The organism is Pseudomonas sp. MS15a(2019), from assembly GCF_013277805.1.
Lineage (GTDB): Bacteria > Pseudomonadota > Gammaproteobacteria > Pseudomonadales > Pseudomonadaceae > Chryseomonas > Chryseomonas benzopyrenica.
This window is the reverse complement of record NZ_VBTN01000007.1, coordinates 130413-150444: the sequence shown is the minus strand read 5'-3', so window position 1 is coordinate 150444 and position 20032 is coordinate 130413. Positions and strand designations below refer to the sequence as shown.

The following is a 20032-nucleotide window of genomic DNA, read 5'->3' as shown; positions in this document are numbered from 1 at the left end:
CCGTTCGAGTCAAGTCTCATGCGCCTTTCAGCCTGCTCCATCCTGCTTTGCGGAATGTTCGCCGCGGCTTCCAGCCAGGCCGCCCTGCCGCCGCCGCTGCCACAGACGCTCACCTGGCATGTCCAGCTGAACGGCGTGCTGCAAAAGCCCAATCGCACCCTCTATGACATCGATCTCTATGACACCAGTAAGGCGGTGATCGCCAATCTGAAGGGCAATGGGAAGACGGTGATCTGCTATTTCAGCGCTGGCACCTGGGAAGACTGGCGGCCCGATGCCGCTCTCTATCCCAAGGCGGCCCTGGGCAAGGCGTTGGACGCCTGGCCGGGCGAGCGCTGGCTGGACATCCGTCGCGCCGACGTCCGCGTGCTGCTGGCCAAGCGCCTGGACCTGGCGGTACAGAAGGGCTGCCAAGGGGTGGACCCGGACAACGTCGACGGCTACTCCAACCCCAACGGCCTCAAGCTGACCAAAGCCCAGCAGCTGGACTTCCTCAACTGGCTGGCCGACGAGGCGCACAGGCGCAGTCTGCTGGTGGGTCTGAAGAATGCCGTGGACCTGGTGCCGAGCCTCTACACCAAGTTCGACTTCGCCCTCAACGAGAGCTGCTACGACTACGCCGAGTGCAACGCCTACAGCTACTTCCGCACCCAGAAGAAGCCGGTGATGATCATCGACTACGGTCTCTACAGCACCAAGCGCTGCAGCCAGGCCAAGACCTCGGGCTACAACCTGCAGTTCTACCCGCTGTCGCTGGCGGCACTGGGCACCGCCTGCAAGTAGCCATGGCGCGGGATCTGGGTCAGGTCGCGCGAGCCACGCCCAACGTGGCTTGGCCGACGCGCAGCGGATTTTGAGCAGGCGCTCAGAACTTGTTTACGATCTTTTGGACTAGAGCCAGACAAGGCAAAAACAGCTGAGGAAGCGCAGTTTACAAGTTGTAAATGAGCATTCCGAAGCTGTTTCTAACGCCGTATGGCCGACGGCCAGGAGATCGTAAACAGGTTCTCAGTCGAGGCCGGCCTTCTTGTGCGATCTCTGCCCCAGCGCGATCCAGTCCAGATCGCCCTCGCCCTGGGCGACCGCTTCCAGCAGGTTGTCTCTCAGGACGCTGGCGAAGGGTAGCGGCACCGCCTTTTCCTGCCCGGCCGCCAGGGCCAGGCCGACGTCCTTGAGCCCCAGGCTGAGCTTGAAGGCCGCCGGCGAGAATCGTCGCTCGGTCAGCAGGCGTCCGTAGTTTTGGTACACCGGGGCGGCGAACAGGGTGCTGGTGAGGATTTCCAGCAGCGCTGCCGGCTCCACGCCATAGCTGCGGGCCAGGGCGGTGCTCTCGCCCATGGTCTCGATGGCGCTGGCGATCATGAAGTTGCCAGCGATTTTCACCACGTTGGCCTGGCGCGGCTCCGCGCCCACCGGCCAGGTCTTGCGTCCCAGCACGTCGAGCAGCGGCTGGACGCGCTGGATCGCCTCGGGCTCGCCGGCCACCACGATGTTGAGCTGGCCACTGGCAGCTACGTCGGTGCGGCCGAAGACGGGTGCCGCCACATAGCCCAGGCCGGCCTCGGCATGGCGCGCGACCAGTTCGTCCACCAGGGCCACCGACAGGGTGGCCATGCTGACGTGGATCAGCCCGACCCGTGCCTGCTCAAGGGCGCCGCTGTCGAGGATCACCTCGCGGGTGGCGGCGTCATTGGCCAGGATGCTGAAGACCACCTCCACGTCGAAGGCCTCCGCCGGCGTCGCCGCCGCGCGGGCACCCTGCTCGACCAGCACCTGGACCGGCGCCTGGGAGCGATTCCAGACCACGACCTCATGACCGGCCTTGAGCAGATTGGCGGCCATGCCCTGGCCCATGCCACCCAGGCCAATGAATCCGATACGCATAGTGTTGCCTCCTTGAGGTGCGATGGATGCCGCCGGCTACAGCCAGCGGCGAAACTTGAACCAGGCATAGGGAATCAACGCCGAGACCACCATGGCGCCCAGCGCCAGCGGATAGCCGAAGTGCCAGTCCAGCTCCGGCATGACCTTGAAGTTCATGCCGTAGACGGTGCCCACCAGGGTCGGCGGCAGGAACAGCACCGAGGCGATGGTGAACACCTTGACGATGTTGTTCTGCTCCACGCTGATCAGCCCAAGGGTGGCGTCGAGCAGAAAGCCGATCTCGCCGTTCATCTTGGCCTGGTAGTCGCTCAGCGAGCGGACGTCGCGCTCCAAGGTCTTGAACCAGGTCTTGGCCGTGCCGGAGATCCAGGTGGCGCCCGCCCGGCGCAGGTAGGAGACGATGCGATTGATGCCCAGCAGACTCTCGCTGAGCTGGGCCAGCAGCTGATTGCTGCGCCCCAGCTGCTTGACGATGGATTGCAGGTCGGTCTTGGGCTGCTGCTTTTCCTGCGGTGAATCCAGGGGTTCGCGAAACACCGCCTTGGCCAGGCGATTGAGATGCGCCTGCACCGATTCGAGGATGTCGGCCACCCGGTCCACCAGGCTATCCAGCAGCGAGGCGAAGATGACATCGCTGCGACAGTGCTGGCTCGCCTGCTGCTGGGCCTTGCCGAGAAAGGTCTTGAAGGCCGCCAGTTCGGCGTAGCGCACCGTTACCAGCCACTCGGGCGTCAGCACGAAATTGACCACCGAGGCCTGCGGCTGATGCTCGCTGAAGCCACTGACGACGGTGGTGGTCAGGTGCAGAGCCTGGTCGGTCTGGTAGAGTCGCGAGGATTCCTCGATCTCGGCGATCTCTTCCCGGGTGGGGATGTCCATCGCCAGTGCCTGCTCCAGATAGCGCTCCTCCGCCTCGCTGGGGTCGAGCAGATCGACCCAGAGCAAATCGTCCGGCAGCGCGTCTCCCGGCGACAGCGGCTGGGCCACCAGCTCGTTGGCGGACAGGCGATAGCAGGTGATCATCGAGAAGACTCCAGGCCAGCATCAGGGGTCGCACTGTAACAAAAGGTATCCGAACATGATTGACCACGCCGATGACGAAGAATCCTTTGTCTCCTCCCATCTGATCGAAGCGGTGGAGAACCAGCTTGCCGCTGGCGAGCCGGCCTATGTCCAGGCCGTGCTCAACAAGCTGACCCTGGTCGGCTACGAGCGCGAAGAGGCCGTGCTGCTGATGGCCCAGGCGCTGTCCTACGAGATCGCCGCCATGCTCGCCGCCGATCGCCCCTTCGACGGCGCCCACTACGAGCGCCTGCTACGGGCCCTGCCGGAACTGCCCGAGGTCGCGGACGACTAGGCCTCGACCGGCTCCAGCGCCAGCAGCTCCACCTGCTGCTCCTTGCCGCCGGGCACCGGCCAGCTGAGGCGCTCGCCGGGGGTCGCGCCGAGCAGCGCGCTGCCGGCCGGCGCCAGCACCGAAATCCGGCCCTCCGCGCCGGCGTCCTCCGGATAGACCAGCACCACCTGGTACTCCTTGCCGGTGTCGGTCTCACGGCAGCGTACCCGCGAATTCATGGTGACCACCGCGCCGATCTCCTCGGGCGCCACCACTCGCGCCTGAGCCAGTTCCTCGTCCAGGGCCTCGGCCACGGGCCCGAATTCGGGCAGGGCGTCGAGCAGCCGTTCGAGACGGGGCAGATCGACGGCGGAAACGGTGATGGGCGATGCATGACGCATGGCGGACTCCTGGAAGACGAGACGATGCGGCCCAACCGCGCGGTGCGGCGGACCACCGGGATGACGGGCGACCGGCGCCCAGCGAGAAGCCGCACAAGGGCGGCAAAAGAAAACGGCGCTCGAAAGGCGCCGTCAGGTCACGCTAGCACAGGGCTCAAGGCTCGGGTCAAGCTGCACCGACCGCAGGTCATTACAGCCCGGGCAAGGCCACACTCTCGCCGGTCTGCTCCAGGGTCACCCGTACCAGCAGCGCGCCGAGGGTCTCGGACGAGCTGTCGCAGATCCAGTTCTGGCCGTCCCAGTCGAAGTGATAGCCACCCGAACGCGCGGCGACCCAGAGCTGCACCAGCGGGGGCTGGCGGCTGAGAATCACCTGGCTGCCGTTGTCGAACTTGATCGTCAGCACGCCGCCGGCATTTTCCAGATCGAGGTCCAGACCGCTGTCGTCATAGGCGTCTTCGACCTGACGCTGGGTCTGGTCGACGAGGTGATGGAATTGCGCTTCGCTGAGCCGGCTCATGACGATCCTCGAAAGAAGAGAAAGAATCGCCGCACGGTAGCGGGCTGCCCAGATGACGTCCAGTCGCGGCGGCTGTCGGCAGCTGCGCTTCAGCCATCCGGGCGTGTCAAAGAGTCGCTCAACCCCGTTATACTCCGGGCAATATTCGCCTGAATAAAGGTTTAGCGTCATGAAGCGCCTGTCTCTCCTCTTCATCGCCTGCGCCTGCCTGCTGGCCGGCTGCGGTCAGAAAGGCCCGCTGTACCTGCCCGACGACCAGAAAGCCGCCAAAGAACACCGCCACGACGTGTTCTAAGGAGCCACCATGGAAGTCTTTGCTGTCCGTGCAGGTGAACTGCATGCGGAAGGGGTAGCCCTGAGCGCCGTGGCGCAGGAATTCGGCACCCCCGCCTACGTCTACTCGCGAGCGCACATCGAGGGGCAGTACCGCGCCTATACCGATGCGCTGGCCGGTCTGCCGCACCTGGTCTGTTTCGCCGTCAAGGCCAACTCCAACCTCGGTGTGCTCAATGTCCTGGCCCGCCTCGGCGCCGGCTTCGACATCGTTTCCCGCGGCGAACTGGAGCGCGTCCTGGCCGCTGGTGGCGATCCGCACCGGGTGGTGTTCTCCGGGGTCGGCAAGACCCGTGACGATATGCGCCGCGCCCTGGAAGTGGGCGTGCACTGCTTCAACGTCGAATCCACCGACGAGCTGGAACGGCTGCAGCAGGTGGCCGCCGAACTGAACGTGGTCGCGCCGATCTCGCTGCGGGTCAATCCCGATGTCGACGCCGGCACCCATCCCTACATCTCCACCGGTCTCAAGGAAAACAAGTTCGGCATCGACATCGCCGACGCCGAGGCGGTCTACGCCCGCGCCGCCGCGTTGCCGAACCTGGAAATCCTCGGCGTGGACTGCCATATCGGTTCCCAGCTCACCACCCTGCCGCCCTTCCTCGACGCCCTCGACCGCCTCCTGGCGCTGATCGATCGCCTCGCCGAGCGCGGCATCGTCCTGCGCCACCTGGATCTCGGCGGCGGCCTGGGCGTGCGCTATCGCGACGAGCAACCGCCGCTGGCCGGCGACTACATCCAGGCCATCCGCGAGCGCATCGCCGGGCGCAGCCTGACCCTGGTGTTCGAACCGGGCCGCTTCATCGTGGCCAATGCCGGCGTCCTGCTGACTCGCGTGGAATACCTCAAGCACACCACCCACAAGGATTTCGCCATCGTCGACGCAGCGATGAACGATCTCATCCGTCCGGCGCTGTACCAGGCCTGGATGGCGGTGGAGCCGGTGGTCGCGCGCCAGGGCGACGCCCGCCGCTACGACCTGGTCGGTCCCATCTGCGAGACCGGCGACTTCCTCGCCAAGGACCGCGAGCTGGTGCTGGCCGAGGGCGATCTGCTGGCCATCCGCTCCGCTGGGGCCTATGGCTTCACCATGAGTTCCAACTACAACACCCGCGGCCGTGCGGCCGAGGTGATGGTGGATGGCGACCAGGCGCACCTGGTCCGTCGGCGCGAGACGCTGGAAGAACTCTTCGCAGGCGAGAGCCGGCTGCCGGCCTGAGGGGAGTTCCATGCAACTGCGCTTCACCAAGATGCACGGTCTGGGCAACGATTTCATGGTCCTCGACCTGATCAGCCAGCACGCCCACATCCAGCCCAAGCACGTCCGTCTGTGGGGAGATAGAAATACCGGGGTTGGCTTCGACCAGTTGCTGATCGTCGAGACCCCGACCACCCCGGACGTGGACTTTCGCTATCGCATCTTCAACGCCGATGGCTCCGAGGTCGAACAGTGCGGCAATGGCGCCCGCTGCTTCGCCCGCTTCGTCTTCGACAAGCGCCTCACGGTCAAGAAGCAGATCCGCGTCGAAACCAAGAGCGGCATCATCGAATTGCACCTCAAGGGCGATGGCCAGGTACGCGTCGACATGGGCGCACCGCGCCTGCAGGCCGCCGAGATCCCCTTCATCGCCGAGGCGGAGACCCTGAGTCATGCCGTCCAGGTCGACGGCGAGACGGTCGAGCTGGCAGTGGTCTCCATGGGCAATCCCCACGGCGTGCTGCGGGTCGCCGACGTCGACCAGGCGCCGGTGCTCACCCTCGGACCCAAGCTGGAGTGCCATCCGCGCTTTCCGCAAAAGGCCAACATCGGCTTCCTGCAGATCATCGATGCCCAGCGCGCCCGCCTGCGGGTCTGGGAGCGCGGTGTCGGCGAAACCCGCGCCTGCGGTACCGGCGCCTGCGCCGCCGCCGTGGCCGGGATTCGCCAGGGCTGGCTGAAATCGCCGGTCAGCATCGAGTTGCCGGGCGGTCTGCTCAACATCGAGTGGGACGGCGTCGGCCAACCGGTGCTCATGACCGGTCCGGCCACCCGTGTCTACGAAGGCCAGGTAAGAGTATGAGCGATACCCCCGAACTGACCGCGGACCAGGTCGCCGACTGGCTGCTGGACCATCCGCACTTCTTCGCCGATCGCGAAGAGCTGCTGGCGGAGATGCGTGTCCCCCACCAGCGGGGGACCGCCATCTCCCTGGTCGAGCGGCAACTCGGCCTGCTGCGCGATCGCAACGGCGAGATGCGCCATCGCCTGGCCCACCTGATGGACGTGGCCCGGGACAACGACCGGCTGTTCGACAAGACCCGCCGGCTGATCATCGGCCTGCTGGACGCCAACAGCCTCGAAGAGGTGATCGGCACCGTCGAGGACAGCCTGCGCCATGAGTTCAAGGTGCCCTACGTCGGCCTCATCCTGTTCCACGAGCACCCGCTGCCGGTCGGCCGCAGCGTCACCCCCGCCGAAGCGCAAAAGGTGATCGGCGGCCTGCTGGGTGGTGAGAAGACCACCAGTGGCGTCCTGCGCGCCCACGAACTGGCCTTCCTGTTCGGTGACTCGGCCAAGGAAGAAGTCGGCTCGGCTGCCGTCGCCGCCCTCTCCCACCAGGGCCTGCATGGTGTCCTGGCGATTGGCAGCCCCGACCCCCAGCACTATCGCAGCAGCCTGGGCACGCTGTTTCTGAGCCATGTGGCGGAAGTCCTGGCGCGGGTACTGCCCCGCTTCCCCGTCCCCTTGCGCACGGTGCGCTGAGCCCGGGAGCGGAGCATGCAGATCCAGCTCGATGCCTATCTCGACCATCTGCGCCTGGAACGCCAGGTTTCGCCCCACACCCTCGACGGCTACCGCCGCGATTTGCGCAAGCTGCTGACCTTCGTCGAAGCCGAGGGGCTGAGCGACTGGGGCGGCCTGGACAGTCGCCGCCTGCGCGCCCTGATCGCCCAGCTGCACCGGGCCGGCGCCTCCAGCCGCAGCCTGGCGCGGCTGCTCTCGGCCTGTCGCGGCTTCTATCTCTACCTGATTCGCGAAGGCCACTGCAGCCAGGACCCGGCCCACGGGCTCTCGCCGCCCAAAGCCCAGAAGGCCCTGCCCAAGGTGCTCGACGTCGACCGCTCCATGCAGCTGCTCGACGGCGCCGTGGAAGACGACTTTCTTGCCCTGCGCGACCAGGCCCTGCTGGAGCTCTTCTACAGCTCCGGGCTGCGGCTGTCCGAACTGGTGGGTCTGGACCTGGCGGATGTGGACCTGGCCCAGGGCCTGGTTCAGGTGCGCGGCAAGGGCAACAAGGAACGGGTGCTGCCCATCGGCAGCAAGGCTCGCGACGCCCTGGAGGCCTGGCTCAAGGTCCGGCTCCAGGCCGCACCGCGCAACGATGCCCTGTTCATCGGCCAGCGCGGTCTGCGGCTGACGCCCCGCGCGGTGCAGCTGCGGGTGCGCGAGGCCGGCGTCCGCGAACTGGGCCAGCACCTGCATCCGCACATGCTCAGGCACAGCTTCGCCAGCCACATGCTCAGCGCCTCCGGCGATCTGCGCGCGGTGCAGGAGCTACTCGGCCACGCCGACATCGCCACCACCCAGATCTACACCCACCTGGACTTCGGCCAGCTCGCCGAGGTCTATGACAAGGCGCACCCCCGCGCCAAGCGCAAGGCCAGCCGATGACGATTCGCCTCGTGACCTTCGACCTCGACGACACCCTCTGGGAAATCGCTCCCGTCATTCATTCCGCGGAGGCCCTGCTGCGCGACTGGTTCGCCGATGCCGCTCCGCGGCTGGGCAGCGTTCCGGTGGAGCACCTCTGGGCGATCCGTGATCGCCTGCTGCAGCAGGACGCCGGGCTCAAGCACCGGGTCAGCGAGATGCGCCGCCGGGTCATCCACCAGGCACTGCTCGATGCCGGCTATGACGAACCCGAGGCCGCCCAGCTGGCCGAAGCGGGCTTCGCGGTCTACCTGGCCGCCCGCCAGCAGGTCACCCTGTTCAACGACGTCCACCCCACCCTGGAGCAACTGGCCGATCGCTACACTCTGGGCGTGCTTACCAATGGCAATGCGGACGTCCAGACCATCGGCCTGGCCGACTACTTCCGCTTCGCCCTGAATGCCGAGCAACTGGGTGTCGGCAAGCCCGACCCTACGCCCTTTCGCGAAGCCCTGCGCCTCACCGGCATTCCCGCCGAGGCCACCGTGCACGTCGGGGACAACCCCGTGGATGATGTCGAGGGCGCCCAGCGCGCCGGTATCCGCGCGGTCTGGTTCAACCCCTTGCAGCATCCCTGGCAGGGCCCCGGCAAACCGGATGCGGAGGTCCGCAGCCTGAGCGAGCTTCCCGCCGTGCTGGAGGGATGGTCAGGCAGACCGAAAAATAGTAATACTAAATAATGAAAGGCTGAGTTTTTCGCGCTTGCCAGCCGTCTGCTTGCTCCTTCGATTCTGTTAACCAATCGTCAAAATATTCGTCACACTTGCAGCCCGCATTAGCAGTTGCTTTGCGACTCTCTTCACCAAAAACTTCGGGAGCCGACGGTTTTTTGCCAAGCACACCTCATTTGGCCGTCTATTCCCTAAGAACAACAGCAGTAATGGCCGTCTCGCTGACCAACTTCCTCTGCCGGACCTCGCGTTGACAGTCCAAACCCTTTTGACAATCATTGCCGCAGATTCGAAGTAGCGCTGGGATTGCGCGCTGAATCTGCTGCCGTACAGGTCAGGGAAGACAGCATTACCTCCCCCTCCTCTGCGTCTCGCCGATGGTTTCTCAAGTTTCTGGACGTTGCGTTGTCAGGCCTTGATATCGGTAACTAAACCCTCTGCTCATTCCGTCCAGGTGCAAACCCGTGCGGTAGCCATGTCCGAACCGGACCGGTTACCAGCCAAGACGCGGTAAACCTGTGCGGTAGCCATGCCCAGGCGCTGGACAGAGCGGGACGATCACCGTGCCAGCGAGCACCTGCAGGACTACATGGATGTCATCTGAACTGGACTTAATTCTCTTTGCTCACGCAACTTCGGTCTTGCCTGAAACAGGCAAGCGAATGGCGGTGCGGGCAAACAAGCTACCGCGGGCTTCAGCGCCCTGCGTGCTGGTTCGGATCAGTTCGAAAAAAGTGGAAAGCGCTCGCTAGACAGTCTCGAGCAAGTTGGCGAAGTCCTGGCACTGACAACCAAGCATTAGTTATCCGCATTGGCTGTCGCGGGTCCTGACCGACGTTCATCAGACGGTCATTTACTCAATAAAGATTAAAAAGCTCTGCTGCATTTTTTGCTGACTGCCGGGCACGGCGAAAGCCAGTTTCAACCACGTTAATTGCGCCCTGATGGCGCACGGAGAGGATGCCCCGATGGCAAGGAATGATCTATCGGAAGCGACATTAGGATGTCTAATTGGCGGCGCTGGTCCAGCGGGCCTGGGATTCCTGTTCAATGCCATCAAGCGTGGCGCCCTGGAGCAGTTGGCCCAGGCGGGCACCATCATCGTCGACGCCGGGACCGAACTCGGTGCCGGCAAGCTGGGTGACTATCAGATCATTGCCAACTCGGTGAGCGACGTCTTCCTGGACTGTCTGCGCGACCCCCTGTTGGCGCCCATCCTGGCGCCGCTGCAGGCCTCGCCGACCTTTCGCCACCTCAAGTTGAATGCCCAGGAAGCGCCGGCGCTGCCCATCGTCGGCCAGCTCTTCCAGCAGGCCGCCGGCCTGATCCTGCCCTGGCTGGAACGCCAGTACGGTATCCCCACCTGGCGCCAGACCCGTATCACCGAGGTCACCTGCGAAGGTTCGAGCTATGTCGTCTGGCTGGAACAGGCCGGCGCCATCCGCCGCGTGCGCACCTCCAGCCTGGTGCTGAACCTGGGCGGCAAGCAGACCCGCTCCAGCTTCGAGGAAAGCAGCCAGGCCATGGGTCTGCAGCTGCCCCAGAGCGCCTCGATCGACAGCTCCGACAGCCTGCTGCGCCTGCAACCCGAGGCCCTGCGCCAGCGCTATCGTGCCCGTCTTAAGGATGGCGGTCCGATCTGCGTGGTGGGCGGGTCCCACAGCGCCTTTTCCGCCCTGGACAACCTGGCCAGTGCCCTGCACCACGACGGCCTGCGCGAACTGACCCTGGTCCATCGCTCGCCGATCCGACTGTTCTACGAGACCGCTGCCGAAGCCCTGGCCGCCGGCTATGACTTCGACCCGCTGCAGGACATCTGCCCCATTTCCAAGCGGGTCAACCGCTCGGGCGGGTTGCGCTACCGAGCCCACGAGATCGGTCGCCAGGTCCTGGCCGGTCAGGCCATCGGCGGCACTCCGGTCAAGGTGAAGACGCTGCAACTGGATGGCAGCGCCGAGCGCCTCGCCAGCGCCCAGACGCTGTTCGACAGCGCCGCCCTGCTGGTTCAGGGCATGGGTTACCAACCCATAGTGCCCGAGCTGCGCTGCCAGGACGGTCGTCCGCTGACCCTGCGCACCCTGCGCGGCGGTCTGGATTCCGACGCGGCCGGCAGCCCGCTGGACCAGCACGGCCAGCGCCTCAAGGGCCTGCACCTGTTCGGCCTGGGTTCGGGGTTAGCGGTCGACCCCCGACTGGGCAGCGAAGCGTCCTTTTCCGGACGCATCTATGGGGTCTGGCAGTTCCACAACGATGCCAGTCGCGAGGCCCTCGAATCGGTTCTGGAGCGGCTGGACAAGCCCGGCGTCCCCTTCCGGCCGATGGCCAGCCCCGTCGCCGAACACGCTTGACCGAACCGACACGTATCAAGGACTCGATAAGCAGGTACCGGATCATGATCAATGTGACCAAGCCCTACCTGGGCGACAAGGAACGCTTCAAGGCGTATATCGACAAGATCTACGCCAACAACTGGATCACCAATCAAGGCCCGCTGCACGCTCAGCTCGAAGAGCGCCTGCGCGATTATCTGGGTGTCAGAAACATCATCCTGGTCAACAACGGTACCCTGGCCCTGCAGGTCGCCTATCGCGCCCTGGGCCTGTCCGGCAGCGCCATCACCACGCCGTTCAGCTTCGTCGCCACCACCAGCACCCTGCACTGGGAAGGGATCCGCCCGGTCTTCGCCGACATCCACCCGGAAACCTGGAACCTGGATCCGGCCAACGTCGAAGCCGCCATCGAGCCTGACACCTCGGCCATCGTCGCCACCCACGTGTTCGGCAATCCCTGCGATGTCCGTGGCCTGCAGCAGGTCGCCAACCGCCACGGCCTCAAGGTCGTCTACGACGGCGCCCATGCCTTCGGCACCCGCTTCGAAGGCCGCTCGGTGCTGCAGTGGGGCGACATCACCACCGTCAGCTTCCACGCCACCAAGCTGTTCCACACCATCGAAGGCGGCGCGATCATCACCGAAGACGACGAGCTCGCCGAGCGCGTCCGCCGCATGATCAATTTCGGCATCGTCGATGCCGAGCGCATCGAAGGCGTGGGCATCAACGCCAAGCTCAACGAGGTATCCGCGGCCATGGGGCTGTGCATCCTCGACGAGCTGGAAGACATCCTGGCCCGCCGCGCCGTCATCGGTCAGCACTATGAGCGACGCCTGCAGGGCGCCTTCGACCTGCAGCGCCCCACCTACGGCAGCCAGCTGAACTACAGCTACTTCCCGGTGGGCCTGCGCGACGAGCCGAGTCTGCTGGACACCAAGAGGGCCCTGAACGCCGTCGGCATCAATCCGCGCCGCTACTTCTATCCGTCGCTGGAAACCCTGGACTACCTGCAGCCCCAGGCGATCAAGCCGGTCTCGCGCAAGCTGAGTCACCGCATCCTCTGCGTGCCGCTCTATCCGGACCTGCCGCAGGCGACCCAGGACCTGCTGATCGACACCCTGCTGTTGGCACAACAGAAAAAGACCAGCATGGAATCCCTGCGGGCACTCATCACCCCGGCACAGCTGCTGCCGAGCTGGGATTTTCCCGGCGACTCCTCTCCTGTTCTAACTTGATCCTGGCCCGCTATCTCCCATGACCAGTCCCGCGAAAGTGTCGGTGTTGCGCAACACCCTGATCAATTATGCCGGCCAAGCCTATGCGCTGCTGATCGGCATCTTGATCCAGCCGATGTATCTCGGTCATCTGGGTGCCGAAACCTATGGTCTGATCGGCTTCTTCGCCGTGCTGCAGACCTGGCTGCAACTCCTCGACGTCGGCATTTCCGCCTCGCTGGTGCGTGACGTCGCCCATGGCCGTGGCCAGATCGGCGCGGGGCGTACCCGTGGCCAGCTGCTGCGCTCGCTGGAATTCATCTTCATCCCCCTGGCGACCCTGGCCTTCGTCGCCATCGAGCTGAATTCGGAATGGATGGCGGGCCACTGGCTCAACGTCCAGGGCCTGTCCACGGAGACCGTGGCCCACTGCATCGGCCTGATGGGGCTGATGATCGCCTTCCGCCTGCTGTCGACGCTGTACAAGAGCGGCGTCCAGGGCGTCGAGCTGCACGGCTGGCTGAATCTGGTCAACGTACTGATCGCCACGGTGCGCTATTTCGGCGGCCTGATCCTGGTGATGTGGATTTCCCAGGAGCCGCTGGACTTCTTCGTGTTCCAGGCCTTCGTCGCCGTGTTCGAGATGCTGGTCTATGCGCTCAAGGCCTATCGCCTGCTGCCCAATCCCACCTGGTGGAGCGGCTTCGACTGGCAGCGGGTCAAGCCCATCGTGCCCTTCGCCCTGAGCATGTCCTTTACCTCGATCCTGTGGATCGCCCTGACCCAGCTCGACAAGCTGGTGCTGTCCAAGGCGCTGCCCCTGGCCGAGTACGGCTACTTCAGCCTGGTGGCGCTGATCTCCACCGGCATCGTCACCCTGACCAATCCACTGGTGCAGGCGCTGCTGCCGCGCATGACGGTGCTGGTGTCCCAGGACAAACCGCTCGAACTGGAACGCCTCTATCGCAACGCGGCGCGCTTCGCCTTCGCCATCCTACTGCCGCTGGCGGCCATGGTGGCCTTCCATGGCGAGGCACTGATCTTCGCCTGGACCGGCGACAAGGTCTCCGCCCACTGGAGCGAGCCGATCCTGTTCTGGTACGCCCTGGGCTCGGCGCTGCTGGCCCTCAGTCAGTTCCAGTTCTATCTGCAGTACGCCTACGGCAAGTTGCGCCTGCACGTCTGGTACAGCCTGGTGTCCGCAGCCATTTCGGTGCCCATCGTGATCCTGGTGGTCCTGCATTACGGCGCCTACGGCGCGGCGCTGGCCTGGTTCTTCATGCGCCTGATCCCCTTCGTGATCTGGCCGATGATCGTCCACGGCCGCTTCGCGCCGAATCTGCAGCGCTACTGGAACCAGGACCTGCTGGTGGCCGTGGTGGTGACCGCCATCGGCGTGGGCCTGAGCAAGCTGCTGTACCAAGAGATTCAACCGCAGGAGCGGTTTGCCATTCTCGCCACCCTCGCCCTGAGCGGTGGCCTGACCCTGGTGTTGATGGCGCTGAGCTATGTGCTCTGTTCTCCGAAACAGACCCGCTCGCGCCTGTTTTCCCAACTCTACAAAGCAGGTATCTGACATGGACGCTCGGACCGAAGCAGAGATCATGAAGAACTGGCCGACGGATTGCAGTCGGCCGGTCGCCAGCATCGTCTGCCTGACCTTCAACCATCGCGACTACATCGGCCAGGCCATCGATGGCTTTCTGCGCCAGCAGACCGATTTTCCCTTCGAGATCATCATCAACGATGACGCTTCGACCGATGGTACCCGGGACATCCTCAAGGACTACGAGCGCCGCTATCCCCGGCTGATCCGCCTGATCCTGCAGAAGGAAAACCAGTATAGCCAGGGCAAGCCCTATGGCATGCCGGTGTTCCAGCACGCCCGCGGCGACTACATCGCCTATTGCGAAGGCGACGACTACTGGAACGACCCGCGCAAGTTGCAGCTGCAGGTGGATTTCCTGGAGCGCAATCGGGACTACGCCCTGACCTTCCACGCCTCCTATGCCTTCAACAGCAAGGGGATCGTCAATCCGCAGCGTTTCAGTGGCCAGGATCACTACGACCGCAGCGAAACCGAGCTGAAGAAGGCCCTGCCGCTGTCCACCCTGACCGCCTGCTTCCGCAATGTCCTGCGGGAACTGCCGCCGGAGCTGGAAACCGCTGCGCTCATGGACATCGTCTGGTGGTCGCTGCTGGGTGCCCACGGCAAGGGCAAGTTCATGGACGAGATCCGCCCCGCCGCCTACCGCGTGCACGAGAACGGGATCTTTTCCATGCGCGCCAGCCAGAAGCGCCTGCAGATGGATCTCCACACCCAGTACTGCCTCGCCAACTACTACTACCGGCTGGGCGAGCGTGACCTGCATGTCTTCTTCCTGCGCCAGGTCCTGAGTCTTTCGCTGTCCTCGATTCCGCCGACCCAGAAGGTCAAGGCGCTCTTGCGGGCGGTAAGCAACATCACCCTCAACATCGGCCGACGCTTCGCCCCCAAACGCGTCACCTACTGAACGTACACAGAGCAGTTTTCCGGCTGCGCTGTATCCAGCTAAAAGGAAGGGACCCCAATGACCGTCATGCAGCGCTCTTCGTTCGAACAACACGAAGAACAACACCTGGACCTCAAGACGATGGCCCTCACGCTTCTTGATCACAAGAAGCTGATCGCGGGTATCACCGCGGGCTTTCTCGCCGTGGGCATCACCTATGCCGTGCTGTCCACCCCGCAGTACATCGCCGGGGCGATGATCCAGATCGAACCCAAGAAGAATGCGCTCACGGCGGTCGCCGAGACCGTGGTGCGCCCCAACTCGGCCTCGCCGGCCGTGGCCGAGATCGAGCTGCTGAAATCCCGCGCGGTGCTGGCCAAGACCGTGGAGAACCTGCGCCTGGACATCGAGGCCAAGCCACGCTTCTTCCCGCTGATCGGCCACTACCTGTGGCGCACCTACGAAGCCGACAAGCCGGGTCAGCTGGCGGACAGCTGGCCGCAACTGCGCGGCTTCGCCTGGGGCGGCGAAAAGATCGACGTCTTCCAGTTCGATGTCCCGGACGACATGTACGGCGAGACCCTGACGGTGGTCGCCGGCAGCAACGGTCGCTATCGCCTGCTGGACAAGGACAAGCAGCCGCTGCTGGATGGCCAGGTCGGCCAGATGGCCAGCGGTAACGGCTACCGCATGCAGATCAAGACCCTGACCGCGCGCCCCGGCACCGAATTCAAGGTGACCCGCAACCGCGTCATCACCACCGCGCAGCTCTATCAGAACCGCATCAAGACCAGCGAAGCGGGCAAGGAATCAGGCATCATCTATCTGTCCCTGGCGGACGAGAATCCCGATCTGGCCAAGAGCGTGCTGTCCGAGATCAGCCGCCTGTACGTGCTGCAGAACGTCGAGCGTAGCTCGGCCGAAGCGGCCCAGCGCCTGGACTTCCTGCGTGGTCAGCTGCCGGCGGTGCGCAAGGACCTGGAAAGCGCCGAAGCGGCCCTGAACAGCTATCAGACCAACAGCCGCTCCGTGGACATCAGCCTGGAAACCAAGGCGGTCCTGGACAAGATCGTCACCCTCGACACCAACATCTCCCAGCTCAAGCTCAAGCAGGCCGAATACGATCGCCTCTATACCCGCGATCACCCCAGCTACAAGACCCTGCTGAACCAGCTCGCCCAGCTGGAAGTGGAAAAGCGCAGCCTGCAGCGCAAGGTGGAAGCCCTGCCCAGCACCCAGCAGGAACTGCTGCGCCTGAATCGCGACATGAAGGTCACCAACCAGACCTATCAGCTGCTGCTCAACCAGGCCCAGGAACAGGACATCATCCGCGCCGGCACCATCGGCAACGTGCGCCTGGTCGACAACGCCGACGTCAACCTCGACGAGCCGGCCACCAACCGCAAGATCGCGCTGATCCTGTCGCTGCTGCTGGGTCTGGTGACCTCCGTGGTGGTGGTCTTTGTCCGCCAGGCCTTCCAGAAGGGCATCGAGAATCCCGACACCGTCGAGCAGATCGGCCTGCCGGTCTATTCCACCCTGCCCTTCACCAAGGACCAGGAGCGCCTGAACCGTCGCCTGAAGAAAAAGACCCGTACCGGCGAACCCAATCTGCTGAGCGTGGTGCAGCCGGCCAACCTGGCGGTGGAGTCCCTGCGCAGCCTGAGATCCAGCCTGCACTTCGCCATGCTGGAAGCCAAGAACCGGGTGATCATGATTTCCAGCCCGACCCCGGGCGTCGGCAAATCCTTCGTCTCCAGCAACCTCGCCGCGGTGGTCGCCCAGTCGGGTCAGCGCGTGCTGCTGATCGACGCCGACATGCGCAAGGGCTATCTGCACCGCGTGTTCGGCCTGCAGCCGCAAGCCGGCCTGTCCGAGCTACTGACCGGTCGCAGCAAGCTGCGTGAAGCCATCGTGCCGAGCGGTATCGCCCAACTGGACATCATCAGCTGTGGTCAGTCCGCGCCGAATCCTTCGGAGCTGCTGATGCACGCCAACTTCTCCCGTCTGCTGGACGAAGTGGGCGGCCTCTATGACCTGGTGATCATCGATACCCCGCCGATCCTGGCGGTGACCGATGCCGCCCTGGTGGGTCGTCTCGCCGGCACCACGCTGCTGGTCACCCGTTTCGGCCAGAGCACCCTCAAGGCGGTGGAGAACTCCCGCCGGCGCTTCGCCCAGAACGGCATCACCATCAAGGGCGCCATCCTCAACGGCGTGCAGCGCAAGGCCTCGACGTCCATGGAAGACGATGGCGTCTACGGCTACTACGAATACGGCCCCCGTACCTGATACGCCGCAACCGATCGCCCCTAGAGAAGGAACTCGCCCATGACGCTCGCCCCTCCCACCGGTCACTGGTATCTGGTGCAGACCAAGCCCAATCAGGAAGCCAGGGCCGAAGAAAACCTGAGCAGACAGGGCTATGTCTGCTTCCGGCCCCAGCGCGAGCGCAAGGCGTCCGGCAGAAGTCGTGCGGTTGGCAGCGAGTCGCTGTTCCCGGGGTATCTGTTCATTCAGCTCAATGACGTGAACGACAACTGGTACCCCATCCGCTCGACGCGCGGCGTCAATCGGATCGTCAGCTTCGGCACCCAGCCGACGGCGGTGAGCGAAGGCATCATCGACGACATCCGCCAGCGACTCGCCGCCCTGGCGGAACCTGCGCCCGCCCACCAGCCCGGCGCGACCGTGCGGGTGCAGTACAGCCAGGAGCTGGAAATGGACGCCGTGTTCCTGAGTGCCGATGGCAACGAGCGGGCCATCATCCTGCTGCGCATCCTGCAACGCGAACAACGGGTCAGCGTCGCTCTTGATCAACTGTCGGCAGTCGCCACCGTCAACCAGCGGCTGCGCGCCTGACCAAGAACTGTAAGGCCCTTTGGAGGAATCTGTTCATGCAATGCAAGACCACGGTCGTGACCGTCACCTACGGCAATCGCCTCGGCTATCTGGAGCAGCTGGTCACCCGCGCTCTGGCCGAACGCACCATTCACCAGGTCGTCGTGGTGAGCAATGCGGCGACGGTATCGCTGGATAGCCTCGAAACCCGCTGGCCCGGTCAGGTCAAGGTGATCGCCCTGAGCGAGAACACCGGCTCCGCCAACGGTTACGCCGTGGCCCTGGAAGCCGCTCTGGCCAGCGACACCACCCATATCTGGATGATGGACGACGACAACGCCCCCCTGGGCGATGCCCTCGACGTGCTGCACCGCCGCCTCGACGAACTCGGCGCCGTCCATGGCCGCGACAAGGTCGCCGTGCTCGGCTATCGGCCGACCCAGCAGGCCGACATCGCCCAGTGCATCCCGACCAAGATGATCACCCAGCCGCGTTCGAGCTACTTCGGCTTCCACGTGGCGCGCATTCCCTACAAGATCTGGCGCCGCCTGCCCTGGGGCCGTCCGCGCGGTGGCCAGCCGGAAGCCCTGGTCGAGCTGCCCTTCGCCCCCTATGGCGGCATGCTCGCCCACCGCAGCCTCTATGAGCGCATCGGCCTGCCCCTGCGCGAGCTGGTGCTCTATTCCGACGACACCGAGTACACCTACCGCATCACCCAGGCCGGCGGAAAGCTGTTCATGGTCACCGAGGCGGAACTCGAAGAGCTGGAGCACTCCTGGAACATCAAGGAAGGCACCAGCAACGTCTACCAGAACTACCTGCAGGCCGGCTCGGACTTCCGCGCCTACTACGCCGCGCGCAACCAGGCCTGGTTCGACAAGAACGTCTGGGCCAGCTCGCGGCCGATGTACAACCTCAACCGCTACGTCTTCCACACCCTGCTCAAGTGGTTCGCCCGTGACGACAAGAGTCGCCAGCGCCTGGCGCTGATCCGGCAGGCGGTCCAGGACGGCGAAACCGGCGCGCTGGGGATAAACCGCAGCTATCCGCTATGAAACTGCTCTTTCTCAACAGCTTCTATCCGCCCCATGTGGGCGGTGGTGCAGAGCTCATCCTGCAACGCAGCGTGGAAGGCTTCCAGCAGCGTGGCCACGACGTCGCCGTGCTGGTGACCGGTCCCGAGCAGGGTGTGCATGAGGAGACGGTGAACGACGTCCGCGTCTATCGCGCCGGGCTGAAGAACTTCTACTGGCCCCTGACCCAGCAGCGCCCCGGTCCGCTGGCGCGCTTCGGCTGGCACTTTCGCGACCAGTACAACAGCGCGATGCGGGCACCCTTGCGCCAGGTCCTGCAACGGGAAAAGCCGGATCTGGTGGTGTGCCACAACCTGTCCGGCTGGTCGGTAGCGGCCTGGGACGAGATCCGCGCCAGCGGCGTCCCCATCGTGCAGGTGCTGCACGACATGTATCTGCTGTGCCCGAAGAACACCCTGTTCAAGAAGGGCCAGAGCTGCCAGAAACTCTGTGGCAGCTGCGCGGCCCTGCGCCGGCCCCACGCCGAGCAGTCCGCCAAGGTGGATGCCGTCGTCGGCGTCAGCCGCTATCTGCTGGACACCATCGTCAACAAGGGCTACTTCGGCGGCGTGCCGCGCCAGGTCATCCACAACGCCAGCCTGATCGCCGGCAGCAATGGCGAAACCTCGACGCCCAGTCCCGAGGGCGTCGTCCGCTTCGGCTACATGGGCACCCTGTCGGAAAACAAGGGGGTGGGCTGGCTGATCGAGCAATTCCAGCGGCTGTCGCTCAACGCGACCCTGACCATCGCCGGCAAGGGCCAGCTGGACTACGAAACCCAGCTCAAGGCCATGGCCGATCCGCACAAGGTCAGCTTCGTCGGCTATCAGAAGCCCGAGGACTTCTACCGGAACATCGACGTCTTCGTGGCGCCGTCGCTGTGGGCCGAGCCCTTCGGCATGGTCGCCGTCGAGGCCTGCGCCTTCCAGAAGCCGGTCATCGCCACCCGCATGGGCGGCCTGCCGGAGATCGTCCGGGATGGTGTCAACGGCCTGCTCTGCAACGCCGACGACCGCGACTCCCTGGGCCGCGCCCTGCAATGCCTGCATGACGATGCCGAGCTGCGCCAGCGGCTGAGTCTGCTGAGCCGCACCGCGGTGGCCGATCTGCTGAGCATGGACACCATGCTCGACCAGTATCAGGCGCTCTTCGAGGACGTGCTGGGCAAGGCGCAGCACGGCGCCGCCAAGCAGCTTCACGTCCCTCACACACAGCTTTCCAACTGATCCACCCAGGTCACGGCAAC

At 64.7% G+C, this 20032-nt stretch carries 20 protein-coding genes; 16 read left to right on the top strand and 4 right to left on the bottom strand.

The genetic code is table 11. The features are described 5' to 3' along the window. The first annotated feature begins 18 nt into the window (after positions 1-18). Positions 19-783 carry an endo alpha-1,4 polygalactosaminidase gene (locus FEZ61_RS11110; protein WP_242455144.1) on the top strand — a complete coding sequence of 255 codons (765 nt, stop codon included), beginning with the start codon at positions 19-21 and terminating at the stop codon, positions 781-783. A gap of 225 nt (positions 784-1008) precedes the next feature. Here FEZ61_RS11110 and FEZ61_RS11105 read toward each other — a convergent pair whose 3' ends face one another. Together FEZ61_RS11105 and FEZ61_RS11100 are read right to left on the bottom strand one after the other, a co-directional pair. Continuing rightward, entirely contained in the window at positions 1009-1884 is an 876-nt protein-coding gene (locus FEZ61_RS11105; RefSeq protein ID WP_017639390.1) for an NAD(P)-dependent oxidoreductase, read from the bottom strand. Between the two features lie 36 nt (positions 1885-1920). Continuing rightward, entirely contained in the window at positions 1921-2907 is a 987-nt protein-coding gene (locus FEZ61_RS11100; protein ID WP_017639389.1) for a magnesium transporter CorA family protein, read from the bottom strand. Between the two features lie 55 nt (positions 2908-2962). Here FEZ61_RS11100 and FEZ61_RS11095 point away from each other — a divergent pair, with 55 nt between their 5' ends. Continuing rightward, entirely contained in the window at positions 2963-3241 is a 279-nt protein-coding gene (locus FEZ61_RS11095; RefSeq protein WP_173148641.1) for a hypothetical protein, read from the top strand. On the opposite strand, the gene rnk is transcribed toward FEZ61_RS11095, so the two are convergent. Continuing rightward, positions 3238-3621 carry a nucleoside diphosphate kinase regulator gene (gene rnk / locus FEZ61_RS11090; RefSeq protein ID WP_017639387.1) on the bottom strand — a complete coding sequence of 128 codons (384 nt, stop codon included), beginning with the start codon at positions 3619-3621 and terminating at the stop codon, positions 3238-3240. The genes FEZ61_RS11095 and rnk overlap by 4 nt on opposite strands. Before the next feature lie 190 nt (positions 3622-3811). Continuing rightward, positions 3812-4141, bottom strand: coding sequence for an iron donor protein CyaY (gene cyaY / locus FEZ61_RS11085; RefSeq protein WP_017639386.1), 330 nt, complete (start codon positions 4139-4141; stop codon positions 3812-3814). 169 nt (positions 4142-4310) lie between these two features. Between cyaY and FEZ61_RS11080 the strand changes: the two genes are divergently transcribed. From FEZ61_RS11080 to FEZ61_RS11015, 14 genes are all read left to right on the top strand, one after another. Further along, the gene (locus tag FEZ61_RS11080) at positions 4311-4436 is read left to right on the top strand and encodes a lipoprotein (RefSeq protein ID WP_007161378.1); all 126 of its coding nucleotides are present in this window, start codon (positions 4311-4313) and stop codon (positions 4434-4436) included. A gap of 9 nt (positions 4437-4445) precedes the next feature. Then, positions 4446-5693, top strand: a complete 1248-nt coding sequence (gene lysA / locus FEZ61_RS11075) for a diaminopimelate decarboxylase (RefSeq protein WP_173148639.1) — start codon at positions 4446-4448, stop codon at positions 5691-5693. A gap of 10 nt (positions 5694-5703) precedes the next feature. Next, positions 5704-6534, top strand: coding sequence for a diaminopimelate epimerase (gene dapF / locus FEZ61_RS11070; protein ID WP_173148637.1), 831 nt, complete (start codon positions 5704-5706; stop codon positions 6532-6534). Further along, complete coding sequence (locus FEZ61_RS11065) at positions 6531-7217, top strand: DUF484 family protein (protein ID WP_017639383.1); 687 nt, start codon at positions 6531-6533, stop codon at positions 7215-7217. The genes dapF and FEZ61_RS11065 overlap by 4 nt, the downstream gene beginning before the upstream one ends. Before the next feature lie 15 nt (positions 7218-7232). After that, a complete protein-coding gene (gene xerC, locus FEZ61_RS11060; RefSeq protein ID WP_173148635.1) occupies positions 7233-8126 on the top strand; it encodes a tyrosine recombinase XerC in 894 nt (297 codons plus the stop codon). After that, positions 8123-8845, top strand: a complete 723-nt coding sequence (locus FEZ61_RS11055; protein WP_173148633.1) for an HAD-IA family hydrolase — start codon at positions 8123-8125, stop codon at positions 8843-8845. The genes xerC and FEZ61_RS11055 overlap by 4 nt, the downstream gene beginning before the upstream one ends. Before the next feature lie 959 nt (positions 8846-9804). After that, on the top strand, positions 9805-11184 hold the full coding sequence (locus FEZ61_RS11050) for a hypothetical protein (protein WP_017639380.1): 1380 nt from the start codon (positions 9805-9807) through the stop codon (positions 11182-11184). Between the two features lie 44 nt (positions 11185-11228). After that, positions 11229-12401, top strand: coding sequence for a DegT/DnrJ/EryC1/StrS family aminotransferase (locus FEZ61_RS11045; RefSeq protein ID WP_068384646.1), 1173 nt, complete (start codon positions 11229-11231; stop codon positions 12399-12401). A 19-nt stretch (positions 12402-12420) separates the two neighbouring features. Next, positions 12421-13956 (top strand): oligosaccharide flippase family protein, encoded by a 1536-nt coding sequence (locus tag FEZ61_RS11040; RefSeq protein ID WP_173148631.1) that lies wholly within the window; start codon positions 12421-12423, stop codon positions 13954-13956. Between the two features lies 1 nt (position 13957). Beyond that, positions 13958-14893, top strand: coding sequence for a glycosyltransferase (locus FEZ61_RS11035; protein WP_173148629.1), 936 nt, complete (start codon positions 13958-13960; stop codon positions 14891-14893). Positions 14894-14950: 57 nt separating this feature from the next. Continuing rightward, positions 14951-17164: a polysaccharide biosynthesis tyrosine autokinase gene (locus tag FEZ61_RS11030; protein WP_017639376.1), complete on the top strand. Its 2214-nt coding sequence runs from the start codon at positions 14951-14953 to the stop codon at positions 17162-17164. A gap of 39 nt (positions 17165-17203) precedes the next feature. Further along, positions 17204-17734 (top strand): transcription/translation regulatory transformer protein RfaH, encoded by a 531-nt coding sequence (gene rfaH, locus FEZ61_RS11025; protein ID WP_068384644.1) that lies wholly within the window; start codon positions 17204-17206, stop codon positions 17732-17734. A gap of 35 nt (positions 17735-17769) precedes the next feature. After that, positions 17770-18768, top strand: a complete 999-nt coding sequence (locus FEZ61_RS11020) for a glycosyltransferase (RefSeq protein WP_017639374.1) — start codon at positions 17770-17772, stop codon at positions 18766-18768. Then, positions 18765-20012 carry a glycosyltransferase family 4 protein gene (locus FEZ61_RS11015; protein WP_173148622.1) on the top strand — a complete coding sequence of 416 codons (1248 nt, stop codon included), beginning with the start codon at positions 18765-18767 and terminating at the stop codon, positions 20010-20012. The genes FEZ61_RS11020 and FEZ61_RS11015 overlap by 4 nt, the downstream gene beginning before the upstream one ends. Positions 20013-20032: the final 20 nt, after the last annotated feature.

Bases quoted from the DNA above. Each gene is read 5' to 3' on its own strand.
- FEZ61_RS11040 (WP_173148631.1), top strand. From the start codon at position 12,421: ATGACCAGTCCCGCGAAAGTGTCGGTGTTGCGCAACACCCTGATCAAT.
- FEZ61_RS11045 (WP_068384646.1), top strand. From the start codon at position 11,229: ATGATCAATGTGACCAAGCCCTACCTGGGCGACAAGGAACGCTTCAAG.
- rfaH (WP_068384644.1), top strand. From the start codon at position 17,204: ATGACGCTCGCCCCTCCCACCGGTCACTGGTATCTGGTGCAGACCAAG.
- FEZ61_RS11065 (WP_017639383.1), top strand. From the start codon at position 6,531: ATGAGCGATACCCCCGAACTGACCGCGGACCAGGTCGCCGACTGGCTG.
- FEZ61_RS11100 (WP_017639389.1), bottom strand. From the start codon at position 2,907: ATGATCACCTGCTATCGCCTGTCCGCCAACGAGCTGGTGGCCCAGCCG.
- FEZ61_RS11110 (WP_242455144.1), top strand. From the start codon at position 19: ATGCGCCTTTCAGCCTGCTCCATCCTGCTTTGCGGAATGTTCGCCGCG.
- xerC (WP_173148635.1), top strand. From the start codon at position 7,233: ATGCAGATCCAGCTCGATGCCTATCTCGACCATCTGCGCCTGGAACGC.
- FEZ61_RS11035 (WP_173148629.1), top strand. From the start codon at position 13,958: ATGGACGCTCGGACCGAAGCAGAGATCATGAAGAACTGGCCGACGGAT.
- FEZ61_RS11030 (WP_017639376.1), top strand. From the start codon at position 14,951: ATGACCGTCATGCAGCGCTCTTCGTTCGAACAACACGAAGAACAACAC.
- FEZ61_RS11105 (WP_017639390.1), bottom strand. From the start codon at position 1,884: ATGCGTATCGGATTCATTGGCCTGGGTGGCATGGGCCAGGGCATGGCC.
- rnk (WP_017639387.1), bottom strand. From the start codon at position 3,621: ATGCGTCATGCATCGCCCATCACCGTTTCCGCCGTCGATCTGCCCCGT.
- FEZ61_RS11015 (WP_173148622.1), top strand. From the start codon at position 18,765: ATGAAACTGCTCTTTCTCAACAGCTTCTATCCGCCCCATGTGGGCGGT.
- FEZ61_RS11050 (WP_017639380.1), top strand. From the start codon at position 9,805: ATGGCAAGGAATGATCTATCGGAAGCGACATTAGGATGTCTAATTGGC.
- dapF (WP_173148637.1), top strand. From the start codon at position 5,704: ATGCAACTGCGCTTCACCAAGATGCACGGTCTGGGCAACGATTTCATG.
- cyaY (WP_017639386.1), bottom strand. From the start codon at position 4,141: ATGAGCCGGCTCAGCGAAGCGCAATTCCATCACCTCGTCGACCAGACC.
- FEZ61_RS11055 (WP_173148633.1), top strand. From the start codon at position 8,123: ATGACGATTCGCCTCGTGACCTTCGACCTCGACGACACCCTCTGGGAA.
- lysA (WP_173148639.1), top strand. From the start codon at position 4,446: ATGGAAGTCTTTGCTGTCCGTGCAGGTGAACTGCATGCGGAAGGGGTA.
- FEZ61_RS11080 (WP_007161378.1), top strand. From the start codon at position 4,311: ATGAAGCGCCTGTCTCTCCTCTTCATCGCCTGCGCCTGCCTGCTGGCC.
- FEZ61_RS11095 (WP_173148641.1), top strand. From the start codon at position 2,963: ATGATTGACCACGCCGATGACGAAGAATCCTTTGTCTCCTCCCATCTG.
- FEZ61_RS11020 (WP_017639374.1), top strand. From the start codon at position 17,770: ATGCAATGCAAGACCACGGTCGTGACCGTCACCTACGGCAATCGCCTC.